The following is a 16,618-nucleotide window of genomic DNA, read 5'->3' on the forward strand; positions in this document are numbered from 1 at the left end:
ACGGTAGTCATGTCGCACCGCTGGGCGGAAAATACCTTAATCCCGCTATGACGATTCCGGTGGAGACCGCGTACCCTGAAAGGATGCCTAGAGCCCCACCTAGAGAGCCGATCTCGGCCGCAGTTGCGACTTGAACGACGACGCTGACCGCCAAGCCCAGTATCGCGGCGACTGTCACACTCGCATAGCGGCCCCGTGAGAACAGATACGCTTGCATGGAGCGTCCGTAACTAAATATGGCCACTCCTGGCAACAGGACTTCGATTACGGGAACTGCCGAGGCGTAGTCACCTCCGTAGACCCTTTCGATCAGCACAGGCGCAAGCGCGGCAATAACCACGCCTAGGGCGGTCGTGCAGAACAGGACCCATTTTGCGTGTCTTCTCACTTCAATCAAGGTGGCGCCGTTGGCATGATAACGCGGCAATAGATACGATGTGACCATGACAGGGATGATAAGCAAAGACTCAGCGAAGGGCAGGGCTACAGCTAATACTCCAACGTCCCGAACCCCTGCGGTAATTGACATAAGTGGTAGCGGAACTCGAAGCATCGCCAGTTGCGCAACCGTTGGGATCGCAGTTCCTATGGCGGTACTCCTCATAACCAAAGCTGCCGACGGATCGTCATTGTCGTGACTGGCTTGGAATTTCCTAGACCAGGACAGCAGCACCGACAGGCTGAGGAGATTGGAGGCCGCATAGCAAGACAGGAAAGCGATAAGAGATGTCAGGTCAGCGAAGAAGAGGGTCGCGGACAGTGTGAGGTACACGAGTGAATTGACTGCGGTCGCTGTTGTCCACAAGGCCGTCTTTTTGGCGCCGATTGCGCAGTTTCCTAGTAGCTGATTCAGAACAAGCACCGGAATTAGCAAGATGGAAACAGCCCAAGCGAACCGGACCTCCAACGACAGCGGTTGTGGCGCCACAACGAGCCAGACTGGGCATACGATCACAGCGAGGGCAAGTGCCAGCACTCCCCTTCGATAGGCCGCGCGGATAGCTGCCCGTCTCTGAGCTTCCTTACCTGAAAGTCGCAATGTGGCCGAGTCAAGGCCCGCCGTCATCGCCATGGCGGCGAGACCCGGCATCGCAACGACGGTCGCGAGCACCCCTCGCGCCTCGACCGCCAACCCTCGCGCTAGAAAGACGCCGGTGAGTAGGTTCGCGCCGATGACGGCGAACCGGCTCAACACCAAGAGAGCTGGCGTCTTCAGGGCGACGCTGCGTGCAAGGAGCGTTGTGCCCCGCTTTGCGTATAACTTCATGGGCGTTTCGCTGTCAGGCACTGGTTGTAGTGCCGTGCGAATCAGGCGGTGTCGATGAATAGCCGTGCTGGAGGCGCGGATAGGTGGCCGACCCGGCATGCTCGATGCCGGTGCGCGAGAGGACGAGTTTTACGGTCTTCAACAAAATCTTAAGGTCAGTTCGGAAGGACATTGACCGAACATACGACACGTCCAAATCCAGTCTCTGGCTCCATTCGATTGAGTTTCGGCCAGAAACCTGCGCTAGGCCGGTTAGACCGGGGCGAACTTCGTGTCTTCTGGTGTGTTCCAAACTATAGACCGGCAGATACTGCGTCAGGAGGGGCCTTGGGCCGACGACCGACATGTCGCCACGGAGGACGTTCCACAGGGTCGGCAGTTCATCCAGGCTCGTCGCACGGAGGCGCCTGCCGAAGTCGGTTAGGCGGTCGGCGTCATCGACAAGCTTGAGGCTTGGGTCGATGGCGTGCATCGTCCGGAACTTGATCAACGTGAACGGGGTTCCGTTTAGTCCGGATCGCTCCTGACGGAACAGCACGGGCGAGCCGAGTCGACGCCGAACGAGGAGGGCGACGATGGCCTGGACTGGCAATGAGAGGAGAAGTACCGGGACCGCGACAACCAGGTCGAAGGTGCGCTTCAGGAGGCGATGCCTCACCGGTCCTCCAGGTGCGCCAACAGGGCGTCGATGACGCGCAGGACGTCGTCGTCACTCAAACCGGCGCCGGACGGAAGGGTGACTCCCCGCTCGAAAAGTCGCTCGGACGCGCCCGTGAGGAAGGCTCGCTGCTCGCCGTGGACCGGCTGCAGATGCATCGGCTTCCAAACATGCCTGGCCTCGATGTCGGCCGTGTTGAGGGCGGCGACCACCCCGTCGGAGACCGTGCCGTTCGCGGTCGGCCCCGGCTCGAAGCCCTCGACGACGATGGTGGTGAGCCAGCAGTTGTCGTCGTCGTCTCGGTCAGAGCCAGTGCGTCCGAGCACGCGGACACCGGCGACTCCGGAGAGGTGCTTCTCGTACAGGTCGCGGATTGCACGCCGCCGCGCGATCATTTCGTCAAGCCGCTCGAGCTGCCCGCGCCCGAGGGCCGCCAGGATGTTGGACATCCGGTAGTTGTAGCCAACTTCGAGGTGCTCGTACCAAGGCACCGGTTGACGGGCTTGAGTGGCAAGGTAACGAGCGCGGGCGATGAGCTCCTCGTCGTCGCTAAGGAGCATCCCACCACCCGAAGTGGTCATGATCTTGTTTCCGTTGAAGGACAGGGCAGCCGAACGGCCGAACGACCCTGCACCACGGCCGGCGTGCGATGCCCCCAGAGCCTCTGCGGCGTCTTCGACGATCAGGACCTCTCGCTCGCCTAGGGCCGGCTCCAGGGTGGTGTAGTCGACGCACCGGCCGAAGAGGTCCACAGGCACGACGGCCGGGACAGTCTTTCCCTCCCCGCGGAGCACATCGACGGCTTCGACGAGCAGGTCCACGTCGACATTGCCATCGCCTGACTGTGAGTCCACCAGGACCGGCTCCGCACCCGTATAGAGGATGGCGTTGACCGTGGCGGCGAAGGTGAGGGTCGACACCGGAACATACGTCCCGGGCCCCGCACCCGCGTCAAGAAGCGCAAGGTGCAGTGCCGCGGTGCCGGACGAAAGGGCCAATGCCCCGGACACTCCGACTCGTTCAGCGATGGCGCCTTCGAAGGCCTCCACATGGGGACCGAGCGGTGCGATCCATCCGGACCGCAGTGCGTCGAGGACATAAGCCTCCTCGACCTCTGTGACGTCTGCTTTTGACAGGTGGATGCGGCTCATCGGTTGACAAGTCCCGTCTGCGTGGCGGATCCAGAGTCCTGACCGACCAAGGCACCCTCCCGCATCCAGGATGCGGCGGCGGAGTGGTCGTTGAAGTAGGTGTTGCGTACGTCCTCGCACTCGATGTGCGGCACGTCGACGCTGTCCACGAGCGGGTGGGACGTGTGGCGCCGGCCCTCATGGCTCGAGAAGAGCTCTTCAGCCAGTTTTTCGCCGGGACGCAGGCCGGTGTAGACGATGTCGACGTCACGCCGACCACTCATCCGGATCATCGTTTCCGCGACCTCGACGATCTTCACCTGCTCGCCCATGTCCAGCACCATGACCTCGCCATCCGTCCCGATGGCGGCGGCCTCGAGGACCAGTTGGCAGGCCTCCGGGATGAGCATGAAGTAGCGCTCGACGTCGGGGTGGGTGACAGTCACCGGACCGCCACGTTCGATCTGCGCTGTGAAGGCATGCACCACGGAGCCGCGTGAACCCAGCACGTTGCCGAAGCGGACCGAGACGTACCGCCCGGGCTGCTTGTGGGCGAAGTCCGCCGTGAGACGCTCTGCCATGCGCTTGCTGTAGCCGAGAACGCAGGTCGGGTTTGCCGCCTTGTCGGTCGATATGTTGACGAAGGTGCCCACGCCGACCTCCGCGGCCGCCGTCAGGACGTTGAGGGTGCCCTGGACGTTGCTCTTCCAGGCCTCGAGCGGATAGGCCTCGAGGAGTGGCAGGTGCTTGAGGGCCGCTGCGTGGAAGACGAGGTCCGGACGCGTTGACCCGAAAACGGTACGCATCGTCTCGAGGTCCCGGATGTCGGCCAGCACGATCTCGTCGCTGTCGAGCAGTCCGGTGCCGGTCAGGCTCATCTGCGTGGCCTGAAGTCCGGACTCATCGCGGTCGAGGAGGTAGAGCTTGGCCGGACCGAATCGCACGATCTGCCGGCACAGCTCAGAACCGATTGAGCCGCCGGCACCGGTGACCAGGACGGTCCTGCCGGAGATCTGCTCGGCGATGACGGTCGTGTCGAGCCGGACCGGACGACGACCCAGAAGGTCGGCGACGTCAAGGTCTCGCAGGTCGGCGGTCGTGGGCCGGCCACCCATGATCTCCTTGAGAGGCGGGAGGCTCAGCACGTCGATGCCGGCATCTGCTGCGCGTGCCGCGAGCTCGCGGAGCAGTCCTGCCTCCGCGTTCGGGACCGCGAGCACCAGAGTGTCCGCCTGGTACTTCTCCGCCACGGCCGCGATGTCGTCTCGGGCGCCGCGGACGCGGACACCCTCCATCCGTAGGCGAGCCTTCGACCGGTCGTCGTCCAGCAACGCCACGGGCTCGAACCCGCTGTCGGCGTCACGGCGCATGGCGCGCAGGAGCCGGTGCCCGGCTTCTCCAGCCCCGAAGATCACCACGCGACGCGTGCCCTCGCCCGCTTTCGCGGCGTGGGCCCGCGCCGTGCGCACGACGAAGCGGACGGCATACATCAGGATCAGGCTGACTGCCGCAGCGGTCAACGGCACCCCGCGCGGGACGATCGTCGGGCTGCTGACCAGCGCCCAGACAAACAATCCGGCTGTCACGATCGAGACGGTTATCCCGAGGTCGATGACCTCTTCGAACGATCCGCGGATGTGTCCGACGGCGTACGGCCCGAGCAGGTGACCCACGACGGTCTGACCGACAGCTGCAGCGAGGGCGAACTTGGCCGTGCCGCTGGCGAACTCCGGGCTCAGATCGAAGTCGAGGCGGAGCCAGACGGCGAGATACAGGGCAATGACCCAGATGATGGCGTCGACCACGCACCACAGGGTGCGCATGATGAGGGCTCTGCGCTGCACCGACGGCGACAAGTTGGGCTCCTGAGACAAAAGTTGCGTATGAGGCTGATGTTGCCGGTGGAGGGAGTAACGCCTCAAAGGTTACAACCGATATGACTCGGCCAATACCAACCTTTCGGGCACTGGACAGATTCTTTACCAGGCCGTGGGTGAACGCGCCCTGAGCCCGGGGGCGATGCGTGGGCACTACGCTGCGAGCACCGGGGAACTCCCGGGAGGCACGGCGTCGACGTCCTGGTGAGGAGCCCGATGTACACCCCCAAGCTGAGCTCACGACTGGCGGTCGAGGCACTCGGCACCTTCTGGCTGGTCTTCATCGGCTGCGGCTCGGCCATCTTCAACGCCAAGTTCGCCGTGCAAGCCCTGGACGGGCAGCCGGTGCAGCTCGGCATCGGGCACCTCGGCGTCGCGATCGCATTCGGTCTCGCCGTCACGACCATGGCGTATGCCGTCGGGCACGTCTCTGGGGCCCACTTCAACCCAGCAGTCACCATCGGCATCGCGGTCGCAAAGCGCTTCCACTGGCGGGAGGTGCCGGCTTACGTCGGAGCCCAGCTCGTCGGCGGCCTGCTCGCGGGCGGTGCGCTCGCCGGGCTGGTCTCGTCGAAGGGTCTGCCCACGACCGGCAACCTCGCGGCCAACGGCTTCGGCACGCACTCGCCGGGCGGCTTCGCCCTCGGCGGGGTGCTCATCACCGAGGCGCTCGTGACGGCCTTCTTCGTCTACATCATCCTGGGCGCCACCAAGGACGACGCCCCGAAGGGCTTTGCGCCGCTCGCGATCGGCTTCGGCCTTATGCTGGCACACCTCGTGGCCATTCCGATCAGCAACGCCTCGATCAACCCCGCGCGCTCCACGGCGGTCGCCTTCTTCAACGGCAACGGCGCGGCTGGGCAGCTGTGGGCGTTCTGGGTCGCGCCGGTGGTCGGTGCGCTCATCGCCGGCACGACCTACGCGTGGATCACGGGCGAACAGCGCGAGCACCTCGACATCAGCGGCTCGACCGACACGGTCTCCAACGCCGCGCTCGACGAGCAGGGTCGCCCGATCCTCGACGACTGAGCCGGCCCCACTGAACCGCTCTCAGGCCCGGGCGGCGAACAGGCCAAGACGGTCGGTGCCCAGCCCCGGGAAGACCGTCGTCGACGCGATCTTCGCGCGCTGCTCGAGCGCCTCGGCCAGCACCGTGCGGTAGTCGGTCGTGCCCGCTAGGTCACCGGAGTCTAGGCTCGCCGCCGCGAGGCCGGGCCAGCGGCCGTAGACCTTGCCGCCACGCACCCCGCCGCCCATCACGAGCGACACGTTCCCATGGCCGTGGTCGAGGCCTCCCGAGCCGTTCTCGGCGACGCGGCGCCCGAACTCGCTGAGGGTCACGAGGGTCACGTCGGCCATCTTCGGGCCCAGGTCGCGGTGGAATGCGGCCAGCGCCTGACCGAGCTCGGTGAGCTGGCGGAACATCCAGCCGGAGTCGCTCGCGCCGAGCCCCGAGTGCATGTCCCAGTTGCCGACGTCGACCGTGGCTGCCCGTAGCCCGATGCCGGCCTTGATCAGGCGCGCCAGGTCGCGCAGCGCATCGCCGAGCGAGCCCTTCGGGTAGACGGCGCCGTTGGCCGGGGTGTAGCCCGCAGCCTTGAGCCCGGCCATCGTCGAGACGGCGCCCAGTGCCGCAGTGGCGGGTGCCGCCAGCGTGGCCGGGGCACCGGCGTACAGGGCGCCCAGCGCGGTCGCCCAGCGGGTCTGCTCGGCGGCGGTGTCGGCGCCGGCCAGGGTGAAGCCGTCGACGCTCTGGACGGCGAGCTCGGGGCTCGGGCCGATCATCGAGGGCGGCGTGGTCGCGGCCCCGACGGCCGCGGAGGCGAACGTCGACACCGGCCCGCTGAGGCCGATCATGCGGTCGAGCCAGCCGGTGCGGATCGTCGACCCGGGCGCGGCGTTCTCCATCGTGGCCATCGCCTCGAAGTGCGAACGGGTCGGGTTGACCTGGCCGACGGCGTGGACGGCCGCGAGGCCACCGGTGTCCCAGATCGGCTTCAGCGGTGCCAGGGCCGGGTGCAGCCCGAAGAGTGTGTCGAGCTTGATCGCCCGGGAGGCGGGCACGGCGATGGACGGCCGGGCAGCGAAGTACGCGGGATCGCCGATGGGGGCCACTGCGGACAGCCCGTCGAAGCCGCCTCGGAGGCTGAGCACGACGATGGTGTCGCCGGTGTAGGCGGCGCCGGCGAAGGCGAGCTGCGTCGCCGCGTCGCTCGGTCCGGCGACGCCGACGACTGCGCCGAGCGCCCCGAGCGCGCCCGCCCCGGCCAGCAGCGTCCGACGCGAGACCTGCGAGGTCGCCGCCTGCCCCTGGGCGCAGGCGCACCCGGGTGGGAGGGTCTGGGCCCCGCCGGGGGTCAAGTCGCTGGTCATGGGAGTCCTCAACGGGTCGCGAAGTTCGGGGAGTCGAGCAGCAGGGCGACGATCGACGGCAGCCGCCACGTCACCGCGGCCGAGCCCGCCTTGAGCACATCGGTCGGCGCGTGGTCGACGAAACGGCAGATGGCGTCGCGCTGTGCCGTGGTCAGGGTGAGCAGCAGCGTCGCGGCGAGCGCGTCGACGAGGGCGGCATACGTCGTCGGGAGGGGCGACGGCACGAGCGACGTGACATCAGGGCGCGTCATCGCCTTGAGCGTCCAGTTGCCGGCCAGGCCGAGGTGGAAGTTCCAGCGGTTGACGGTGCCGGACGCCCCGCCCCACGCGGTCGCGACGTCCGGGTAGCCGTTCGGTGCCGGCCAGCCCATCGGCGCCTGCCCGAACGTGCCGGTGTACCAGAGCAGGTCGCGCAGGTCGCTCTCCCCGGGCGCCGGCGCCGGCTCCGGGCGCAGCCCGAGGATGCGGATGCTGGCCAGCGCGTCCTCGTAGGGCGTCCTGACCTTCTGGCCCGCCGAGGCGGCGAACTCCGGCGAGAGGAACAGGACTCGAAGCACCGGCGCAATCGCGGTGCCGTTGGCGAGGTACGCCTGCGCGAGCTTCGTCACGAGGGTGGACGGGGGCGTGTCGGACACGTAACGGACGGCGAGCTTGGTGGCGATGCGGTTCGCCGTGGCGGGGTGCGTGGCGAGGTAGTTGAGGTAGGAGGTGACGACGGCGTCGCCGCCCTCCGCGGAGGTGTTGGCGTGGCTCCAGCCCATGACCTTCACCGCACCGACGAAGCGGCGCTGCGGCTTGTAGGAGTAGAGGCCCGACTCGGAGTCGACGCCGAGGCCGGTGAGCGCCAGGGCCGACATCTTGACGTCGACCTCGGTGTAGCCGCCGACGCCGACGGTGTGCAGCTCGAGCAGCTCGCGGCCGTAGTTCTCGTTCGGCGCCTTCTTGTGGCTGTCGGCGTTGTCGAGCACCTTGAGCATTGCCGGGTGCCGGGCCGCGGCGTTGAGCATGTCGGAGTACCTGCCGAGGGCGTGCTTGCGGATGACGTCGCGCTGGAAGAGATGGGCGTTGTCCCAGACCTCGCTGCTCGGCACCGGCACGACGAGGTGGTTCGTCCACAAGTCGACGGCCGTCTCGAAGAGCTGGCGGCGGGAGAAGAGGGCCCGGGCGAGGTGCGACTCGAGCAGGTCGAACATGACGTCCCACGAGCCGAACTGCGGGAGGCGCTCGCGCACCTGCCAGGTCTTCCAGCCGAGACTGGGCCAGCGCGCGAGCACGGCCTCCATCGCCGTGTCGGACACTTGGGTGAGCGGGGCGAGCTGGGCGTCGAGCCAGCCCGTCGTGCCGGCGGCCCGCACCTCGGCGAGCAGGGCCGGAGTGGGGCCGAACGTCGCGCGGCGCAGCAGGTGCAGGGCGGGGTCGGTGGTGGCCGTGGCGGTGGCGAGGGCGGTGGCCTGCGCGGCGGAGGCGGTGCGGCTGGCTGACGCGGCACTGGCACCGGCAGGAGCCAGTGCCAGGGCGGTGCCGCCACCGAGCCCCGTGAGCACGCGGCGCCGAACCGGCGTGGCGGCTGAGTGGGGGTTCATGCTGCACGACGGTACGGAGGGCACCGAGCCCTGACTCGGTTTTCGGACATTTGGGTCATTCCCGACGTGAAGCATCCGGAGATGGAGTGACTAGAGCTCCCTTCAGATCTGCACTGTGAAGCAGATGGCTCCATCTTGATGGTTTGAAGATATTATCTTCATATGGCTGAAAAGAAGGTCACCGCGTCGCCAGTCGCGCTCATCGGCGACATCGTCGAGTCGCGCACCCACCGCGACCGGCAGGCGCTGCACGACGCCGTCGAGGTGGCGCTGGCCCGCGCCAACGCCGACGTCCCCGTCGACGACCCGGCCGTCATCACCCTCGGCGACGAGTTCCAGGGTGTCTACCCCACCCTCGGCGCCGCGCTCCGGGCGAGCTTCCTCATCCGGGCCGAGCTGCACGGCACCGCCGACGTGCGCTTCGGCGCGGGACGCGGCGTGGTCTCGACGCTCGACCCCGTGCGCGGCATCCACGACGGCCCGGCCTACTGGGCGGCCCGCGACGCGATCGTGCTGGCCGAGGAGAAGGCAGGCCGCGCGCAGACGCGCACGTCGCGGACGGCATACCTGGCCCCTGACGAGCCACCCGCCCTGGTGGCGGCGGTGCAGGCTGCGCTCGACTGTCTGGACTTCATGGTTGGCTCGCTCTCGACAACCTCTCGCCAGATCCTCGGAGGACTCATGCACGGCCGGGCCCAGCACGACCTCGCAGCCGCCGTCGGCATCAGCCCGTCGGCGGTGTCGCAGCGGGTGCGCCGCGACGGCATCGGGGTCGCGCTCGAGGCGATGACCACGCTGGGCGACCTGCCATGACGTGGCTGTCGATCGCCCTCGTCGGCATCGGGGTCGGCGACGTCATCCGGTCGACGTCGTGGCGACCGGGTCGGGTCGTCGCCCACGTGGTCGCGCCGTTCGTCATCGTGGTCGTCGGCCTGCTCGCCGGGATGCGCACGTGGGCCGACTGGCTCGCGCTGGCGCTCGCGGCTGCGGCGGGTGCCGGGTGGGCCGAGCTCTCCCGCCACACCCAGATGACCGGAGGGCGAGCGCTCGCCGGACTCGCCGCCTTCGCCGGCATCGTCGTCGGGCTGCTGGCCTTCTCCGGGGCGGCGACCACGGCGGGCGGCCCGCTCGCCACCTGGCTGCACTGGGCCGACCTACCGGGCAACGGATCCCTGGGGCCCGGGCGTGTGCTGCTGCTCGTGGGGCTCGCGCTGTTCAACGTCGCGACCGCCAACACGATCGTGCGCCTCGTGCTGCTGGCCATCGGGGCCCTGCGGCCCTCCGACGTCACGAATGCGAACGCTGCCGCCGCAGCCGCTGCCTCGCTGACCGGCCAGCCCGCTCCCGCGACCACGGGCCAGCCCGCCGACCGGCTCAAGGGTGGGCGCCTGCTCGGGCCGATGGAGCGCCTCGTCATCCTCGGCCTCGGCCTCGCCGGCGAGTTCGGAGCCGCCGGGCTGGTCATCGCCGCCAAGGGCCTGCTGCGCTTCCCCGAGATCCAGGCCGCCGCCCGCAGCGCTCCCGGCAACGCCAACGACCCGAGCAACGCCTCCTACTCGGGCGGGCCGGCCGGCATCGACGACGTCACCGAGTACTTCCTCGTCGGCAGCTTCGTCAGCTGGCTCATCGCCCTCGGCTCCCTGGCGCTGACAGCCTGACGCCCGGCCCTCACTCTCCGACGCACCCCGGCGTGACGAGTTGATGACGGGTTCGTGACAGGCCTCTGACCCGCGATCGGGGCATCACGCGTACGGCTGCGCACCCTTCCTGAGAATTCGGTGTTCCGCACGTGCACGCCACCCCTGCTGGCTACCTTCAATGCAGTACAACCGTCACGCCTGGGGGGATTCCAGTGACCATGTCGCTGCGCGCGCTGCCGTCTGACCGCTCACCGGTCCGGCACCGCATTCTGGTTCTGTTCGCTGTCATCGCACTGCTCGCCGGGCAGGGGATGGTCAGCTCGGCGCAAGCCCTCGCGGCCACCACCGGCGCTCCGACGATGACCGTACCCGCCGCCGGCGCGCCCACCACGGGCGCCGCCGCCTCGGGCCAGGTCACCGCCGCGGACGGCAGCGGACCCGTCGCAGGCGTCGTCGTCAAGGCACTCCCCCACGGCGCGGCCGGCTTCACCCCTGCGGCGACGGCGACCACAGGCTCCACCGGCGCGTGGTCGATGACCGACCTGCCGCCCGGCGACTACGACCTGCAGTTCGACGCGTCCGACACGGCCTACCTCTCGCAGTGGTGGTCGTCGGCCACAAGCCGAGCCGATGCGAGCATCATCAGCGCCGCCGCGGGCGGCACGCTGCCCGGCCTCAACGCCTCCCTGACCCGCGGCGCCACCGTCTCTGGTCGCGTCGTCGACGAGGCCGGCAAGTCGCTGCCCGACGTACTCGTCACCCCGCGCGAGCGCACGGCCGGCGACGTCACCGGCAGCGCCGTGGCGACCGCCGCCGACGGCACCTTCACCGTGCGCAGCCTGGCCGCCGGCACCTACACGCTGACCTTCCGGGCAGCCGGCCGCGTCGCCTGGTCCTACGGCATGAAGGCCGACACCGACGCCCCCACCTACTTCCCGGTGGCCGAGGGCGCCGCCGTCACCGGCCGCGCGATGGTGCTGCCGGCCGGCACCGCGCCCACCAGCCGCAGCCTCCTCGCCGTCGCCGACACGACCGCCGCCATGAGCGGCCACGTGTATGCCGGCTCGACCACGACCCCCATGGTCGGCGCGCTCGTCGTGGCCGTCGCCGCCGACTCCGACCCGCTCTCCACCGGGACCCTGAACGCCACCACCGACGACTCCGGCGCCTGGTCGCTCGCGGGTCTGCCCGCCGACGTCTACACCATCCACGTCATCCCGCCGGTCGCGAGCGCCTTCATCGAAGGGTGGTGGGACGGTGCGCAGGCACGCTCCCACGCGGCATACGTTGTCCTGACGGCCGGCAGCTCGAGCGCCGGCATGGACGCGACCCTCGTGAGGGCCGGCTCGATCTCCGGTCAGGCCAACGCGGGAGGGACGGCCGGCATAGCCGACGTCGTCGTGCAGGCCGCGCCCGTCGGCACCGACACGTGGTCGTCGGTGAGCACGGACGTCGACGGCAACTACACGCTCGCCGGGCTCGCACCCGGTGCGTACGACGTGCAGTTCGACGGCCAGTCCCTCGGCTACCAGACCACCTGGTGGTCCGGCTCCTCGACGACCGGCGTGCCGACCAGCGACGCGGCGACGCCCGTCATCGTCGCCGCCGGCGCTGCCGTCACCGGTCGCGACGTCACCATGGCGCAGGCCGGCTCGATCATCGGCACGGTGACCGACAACACCGGCGCCCCCGTGGCCGACGCCACCGTCGACGTATGGTCGACCGACCCCAACGTCACCGACACCGCCCTGGCCACGACCGACATCGGCGGCAACTTCGACACCATGGGCCTGCCGGGAGGCAGCTACGTCGTGCGCGTGACTCCGCCTGCCGCCACCGGCCTCGCCACCGCGTTCTACGACAACGCCTTCTCCCCGGTGACGGCCACGGGCTTCGTCGTCGTCGACGGCGTCGCGGGCCGTGCCGACTTCTCCCTCGTGCCCGGCGGGTCGATCTCCGGGCGGGTGCTCCTGCCCAACGGCACCGCCGACCCCGGCACCGCCAGCCTCATGGTGTCGCCGGCCTCCGACCCAGCGTTCCGCGACCTCTACCCCATCAACCCTGACGGCACCTTCACCGTGAGCGGGCTCGGCCCCGGCAGCTACCTGCTCTCGGCCGTCGACAGCAACACGCTCGTTACCTGGTGGGGCTCGGCCACCAGCTCGCCGACGAACAGCGCCGCCGCGTCACCGGTCACCCTCGCCGCCGGCGCCACCGTCAGCGGCCTGTCGATCCGGCTCGCCGCCGGCGCCTCGATCTCGGGCCGGGTGACTGAAGGGACGACCACGGCCACGGCCGGCCAGGTCTCGGTCATCGACGTGCGCACCGGCGCCCAGCTCGGCACCGCCGACCTCTCCGCCGGCAGCACCTGGACCGTGACCGGCGTGCCGTCGGGCACGTATGCCGTCATGGCCACCGGGTCCACCGGCGCCACCCGCTGGTTCGGCAACACGACGACGTGGGCCGACTCGACGTTCGTCGTGATCTCCGGCGCGACAGCACGCACCGGTGTCGACATCACCCTGCCCGCCGCGGGGCCGGCCCCGGGCCCGACGAGCGTCGTCTCCGGACACGTCACCCTGCCCGCGGACGCCACGAGCGGCCTCGACAGCCTGAGCATCTGGCTCGAGGACGCCGCCGGCAACCCGTACTCCGCCTTCAGCATCAACCCCGACGGCACCTTCGAGATCCTCGACGTGCCCAGCGGGTCGCTGACCCTGCACCTGCGCGACTTCAGCGAGCAGCTCGTCCTCGCGCCCCAGACCCTCACGGCACCGACCACCACGGTGCTCGAGGTGCAGCCGGTCGTCGGCGCCTCCGTCGCCGGCACGCTGCTCAACGACGCGGGCAAGCCGCTGGCCGACGTCGACGTCACCGCCTGGGACGGTTCCGGCGTCGTGGCCTCCACGCTCTCCGGCGCCGACGGGACCTTCCGCCTCGGCGGCCTGTCTGCCGGGCAGGTGCGCCTCCACGTCACGCCGACGAGCCCGTATGCGGCCACCTGGGTCGGCGGCAGCCAGACCGCGGGCAGCGGCACCCTCTTCACCCTCACGCTGGGCCAGACGACGCCGGTCCCCGACACGACCGTGCCCCTCGGCGGCACGATCGCGGGCACCGTCACCGTGCCGGCCGGCGCCCAGGGCACCGAGGTCACCGTCGAGGCGCTCGACGCCGCCGACCGCGTCGTCGGCAGCGCCAGCGTCGTCGGCACCCACGGCTACCAGCTCGGCGGCCTGCTCCCCGGCACCGTGCGGGTGCGCTTCTCCGCGGCGGGGCTCGTCCCGAAGCTGTGGTCGGGACCCGGGGCCAGCTCGCCGTCGGACGTGACGGTGGCCGCCGGCCAGACGGTCGCGGACGTCGACGCCACCCTGTCTCCCCCGCCCACCGGAACGGCGTCGGTCGCGGGAACGGTTACGGCACAAGGGAACCCGGCAGCACGGGCGAAGATCACGCTCGTGCGCACGACCGACGGCGTGGCGGCCGCATCGGCCACCACCGACGCCGCGGGCCACTACGCCGTCACGGACCTGCCGGCCGGGAGCTACCGGGTGCAGGTGCAGGACTGCCTCACCAACGCTTCCGCCGTCGCAGGCCCGCTGTGCGTCACCAGGTGGTGGCCGGCGAACGACGCCGCGACCGCACAGGCCGTCACGGTGGCCGACGCCGCCAGCCTGACCGGTATCGACGTCGAGCTGTCCACGCTGCTCAGGTTCACCGCCGCTCCGACGCCCACGATCACGGGGACCGCAACGGTGGGCCTGCGCCTCACGGCGGCACCGGGCGCCTGGGGCCCGTCCCCGGTCACGCTGGCGTACCAGTGGCGACGCAACGGCACGGCCATCCCGGGTGCCGCGTCCTCGAGCTACGTGCTCACGGCGAGCGACCGCACGACAAGGATCACCGTCACCGTCACCGGGACCAAGAGCGGCTACATCAGCGTCGCGAGGACCTCGGCCGCAACGGCTGCCGTCGCCACCGGAAGCCTCACGGCCGCACCGGTGCCGACCATCACCGGCACCGCCAAGGTCGGCGTTCGCCTCACCGCCACCGCAGGCACCTGGTCGCCGGCACCGGTCACGCTGAAGTACCAGTGGCGCCGCAACGGCGTTGCCATCACCGGGGCCACCGCGTCGACCTACCTGCTGGCCGCGAGCGACCGCACCGCGAGGATCACCGTCACCGTCACGGGCAGCAAGACCGGCTACACCACGGCCGTGAGGACATCCGCGGCGACGCTCGCCGTCGCCTACGGAACCCTCACTGCCGCACCGGTGCCCAGGATCACCGGAACGACGCGGGTCGGTTCCCGCCTTACCGTGACCGCCGGCACCTGGTCACCCGCACCGGTCACCCTGAAGTACCAGTGGCGCCGCAACGGCGTCGCGATCACCGGAGCCACGGGTTCGACCTACCTGCTGGGGACCTCGATGCGCGGCGCCCGCATCACGGTGACCGTCACGGGGAGCAAGACGGCATACACGAGCGTGGCCAGGACGTCGGCAGCGACCGCAGCCATCAGCTGACGCGAGCTGCGAGCGCCCGCCCGGGTGACCGATCACGCACCCGGGCGGGGCGGGGACGGCACACGCACGCTGGTAGCGTCGGAGCGTCCAGCGCCACACCGATGTGAAGGGTCCATCCCGTGAGCACTACCCCCGTCAAGGTCGCCGTCACCGGCGCAGCCGGCCAGATCGGCTACAGCCTCCTGTTCCGCATCGCGAGCGGTGCCCTGCTCGGGCCCGACACCCCCGTGGAGCTGCGCCTCCTCGAGATCACCCCGGCGCTCAAGGCGCTCGAGGGCGTCGTCATGGAGCTCGACGACTGCGCCTTCCCGACGCTCGCCAAGGTCGAGATCGGCGACGACGCCAACAAGGTCTTCGACGGCGTCAACCACGCCCTGCTCGTCGGCGCCCGCCCGCGCGGTCCCGGCATGGAGCGCGGCGACCTGCTCGAGGCCAACGGCGGCATCTTCGCCCCCCAGGGCAAGGCCCTCAACGACGTCGCGGCCGACGACATCCGCATCACGGTCACCGGCAACCCGGCCAACACCAACGCGCTCATCGCGATGAGCAACGCCCCCGACATCCCGACCGAGCGCTTCTCGGCCCTCACCCGCCTCGACCACAACCGCGCGATCAGCCAGCTCGCCGCCAAGCTCGGCGTGCCGGTCACCGAGATCAAGAAGATGACGATCTGGGGCAACCACTCCGCGACGCAGTACCCCGACCTCTTCCACGCCGAGGTCTCCGGCAAGAACGCCGCCGAGACCGTGGGCGACCAGGACTGGCTCGCCGGCACCTTCATCCCGACCGTCGCCAAGCGCGGCGCGGCGATCATCGAGGCCCGGGGCGCCTCGTCGGCCGCCTCCGCCGCCTCGGCCACCATCGACCACGCCCGCACGTGGGTCGAGGGCACCGCCGACGGCGACTGGGTCTCGATGGCCGTGCGCTCCGACGGCTCCTACGGCGTCGAGGAGGGTCTCATCTCCTCGTTCCCCGTCACGGTCAAGGACGGCGCGTGGAGCGTCGTCCAGGGCCTCGACATCGATGACTTCTCCCGCGGCAAGATCGACGCGTCCGTGGCCGAGCTCGCCGAGGAGCGCGACGCCGTCAAGGGTCTCGGCCTCATCTGAGGCGCCTCGGCTGAGCGCACCCCTCACACGTCGAAGGGCGTCGGTCACCCCGAGGTGACCGGCGCCCTTCCGCGTACGCCAGAGGCCCCTCTCCCCCGGTGGAAAGAACGCCGGGTCAGGCGGCCGGGCGCCACGGTCAGTTGGCGCTGCGGGTCACCGAGGTCCGCGAGGGCACGTTCGCGCCGAGGTTGACCGTCGCCGAGGCGATGAGCACCCCGACGCCGAGCGCCACGAGGATGAGCACGTCGAGCGGGCGCGAGCGCACGGTGAGGCCACCGGCCTTGCGGGAGGGCCGCGCGACGAGCCGGATCAGCGCCCCGACGAAGAAGGCTGCGGCCACGAGCCGGCCACCCCAGCGCACGTCGAGGAACGCGATGATGAGCACCCCCGCGGCGGCGAGGCCCGCCACGAGGTACCACCAGCTGAGGACGACGAACCCGCTACCTCGCCACTGCACA

Annotated in this window: 12 protein-coding genes; 5 read left to right on the top strand and 7 right to left on the bottom strand. The window is 69.8% G+C overall.

From position 1 onward, the window contains the following. Nucleotides 1-7 precede the first annotated feature (7 nt). From ACFQ2V_RS09535 to ACFQ2V_RS09550, 4 genes are read right to left on the bottom strand one after another with little or no spacing between them, the layout of a single operon-like run. Entirely contained in the window at nucleotides 8-1,267 is a 1,260-nt protein-coding gene (locus ACFQ2V_RS09535) for a lipopolysaccharide biosynthesis protein (RefSeq protein ID WP_386052444.1), read from the bottom strand. Nucleotides 1,268-1,280: 13 nt separating this feature from the next. Further along, the gene (locus ACFQ2V_RS09540; protein WP_386052445.1) at nucleotides 1,281-1,925 is read right to left on the bottom strand and encodes a sugar transferase; all 645 of its coding nucleotides are present in this window, start codon (nucleotides 1,923-1,925) and stop codon (nucleotides 1,281-1,283) included. Further along, nucleotides 1,922-3,076 (bottom strand): DegT/DnrJ/EryC1/StrS family aminotransferase, encoded by a 1,155-nt coding sequence (locus tag ACFQ2V_RS09545; protein ID WP_386052446.1) that lies wholly within the window; start codon nucleotides 3,074-3,076, stop codon nucleotides 1,922-1,924. Before ACFQ2V_RS09545 ends, ACFQ2V_RS09540 begins: the two co-directional genes overlap by 4 nt. Then, a complete protein-coding gene (locus tag ACFQ2V_RS09550; protein ID WP_386052447.1) occupies nucleotides 3,073-4,860 on the bottom strand; it encodes a polysaccharide biosynthesis protein in 1,788 nt (595 codons plus the stop codon). Before ACFQ2V_RS09550 ends, ACFQ2V_RS09545 begins: the two co-directional genes overlap by 4 nt. Before the next feature lie 288 nt (nucleotides 4,861-5,148). On the opposite strand from ACFQ2V_RS09550, the gene aqpZ reads away from it, so the two are divergent. Beyond that, nucleotides 5,149-5,961, top strand: a complete 813-nt coding sequence (gene aqpZ, locus ACFQ2V_RS09555) for an aquaporin Z (RefSeq protein ID WP_386052448.1) — start codon at nucleotides 5,149-5,151, stop codon at nucleotides 5,959-5,961. A gap of 21 nt (nucleotides 5,962-5,982) precedes the next feature. On the opposite strand, the gene ACFQ2V_RS09560 is transcribed toward aqpZ, so the two are convergent. Further along, the gene (locus ACFQ2V_RS09560; protein WP_386052449.1) at nucleotides 5,983-7,305 is read right to left on the bottom strand and encodes a DUF1501 domain-containing protein; all 1,323 of its coding nucleotides are present in this window, start codon (nucleotides 7,303-7,305) and stop codon (nucleotides 5,983-5,985) included. A gap of 8 nt (nucleotides 7,306-7,313) precedes the next feature. After that, on the bottom strand, nucleotides 7,314-8,888 hold the full coding sequence (locus tag ACFQ2V_RS09565; RefSeq protein WP_386052450.1) for a DUF1800 domain-containing protein: 1,575 nt from the start codon (nucleotides 8,886-8,888) through the stop codon (nucleotides 7,314-7,316). Between the two features lie 162 nt (nucleotides 8,889-9,050). Between ACFQ2V_RS09565 and ACFQ2V_RS09570 the strand changes: the two genes are divergently transcribed. The 4 genes from ACFQ2V_RS09570 to ACFQ2V_RS09585 all read left to right on the top strand — a co-directional run bounded on the left by ACFQ2V_RS09570 (nucleotide 9,051) and on the right by ACFQ2V_RS09585 (nucleotide 16,160). Then, nucleotides 9,051-9,701: a SatD family protein gene (locus ACFQ2V_RS09570; protein ID WP_386052451.1), complete on the top strand. Its 651-nt coding sequence runs from the start codon at nucleotides 9,051-9,053 to the stop codon at nucleotides 9,699-9,701. Continuing rightward, nucleotides 9,698-10,546, top strand: a complete 849-nt coding sequence (locus tag ACFQ2V_RS09575; RefSeq protein ID WP_386052452.1) for a hypothetical protein — start codon at nucleotides 9,698-9,700, stop codon at nucleotides 10,544-10,546. The genes ACFQ2V_RS09570 and ACFQ2V_RS09575 overlap by 4 nt, the downstream gene beginning before the upstream one ends. A 200-nt stretch (nucleotides 10,547-10,746) precedes the next feature. Next, on the top strand, nucleotides 10,747-15,051 hold the full coding sequence (locus ACFQ2V_RS09580) for a beta strand repeat-containing protein (RefSeq protein WP_386052453.1): 4,305 nt from the start codon (nucleotides 10,747-10,749) through the stop codon (nucleotides 15,049-15,051). A gap of 119 nt (nucleotides 15,052-15,170) precedes the next feature. Further along, nucleotides 15,171-16,160: a malate dehydrogenase gene (locus ACFQ2V_RS09585; protein WP_386052454.1), complete on the top strand. Its 990-nt coding sequence runs from the start codon at nucleotides 15,171-15,173 to the stop codon at nucleotides 16,158-16,160. A gap of 136 nt (nucleotides 16,161-16,296) precedes the next feature. On the opposite strand, the gene ACFQ2V_RS09590 is transcribed toward ACFQ2V_RS09585, so the two are convergent. Beyond that, on the bottom strand, nucleotides 16,297-16,617 hold the full coding sequence (locus ACFQ2V_RS09590; protein WP_386052455.1) for a DUF3017 domain-containing protein: 321 nt from the start codon (nucleotides 16,615-16,617) through the stop codon (nucleotides 16,297-16,299). Nucleotide 16,618 lies beyond the last annotated feature (1 nt).

This window comes from Terrabacter terrigena (genome assembly GCF_042676085.1).
Taxonomy (GTDB): Bacteria; Actinomycetota; Actinomycetes; order Actinomycetales; family Dermatophilaceae; genus Terrabacter; species Terrabacter terrigena.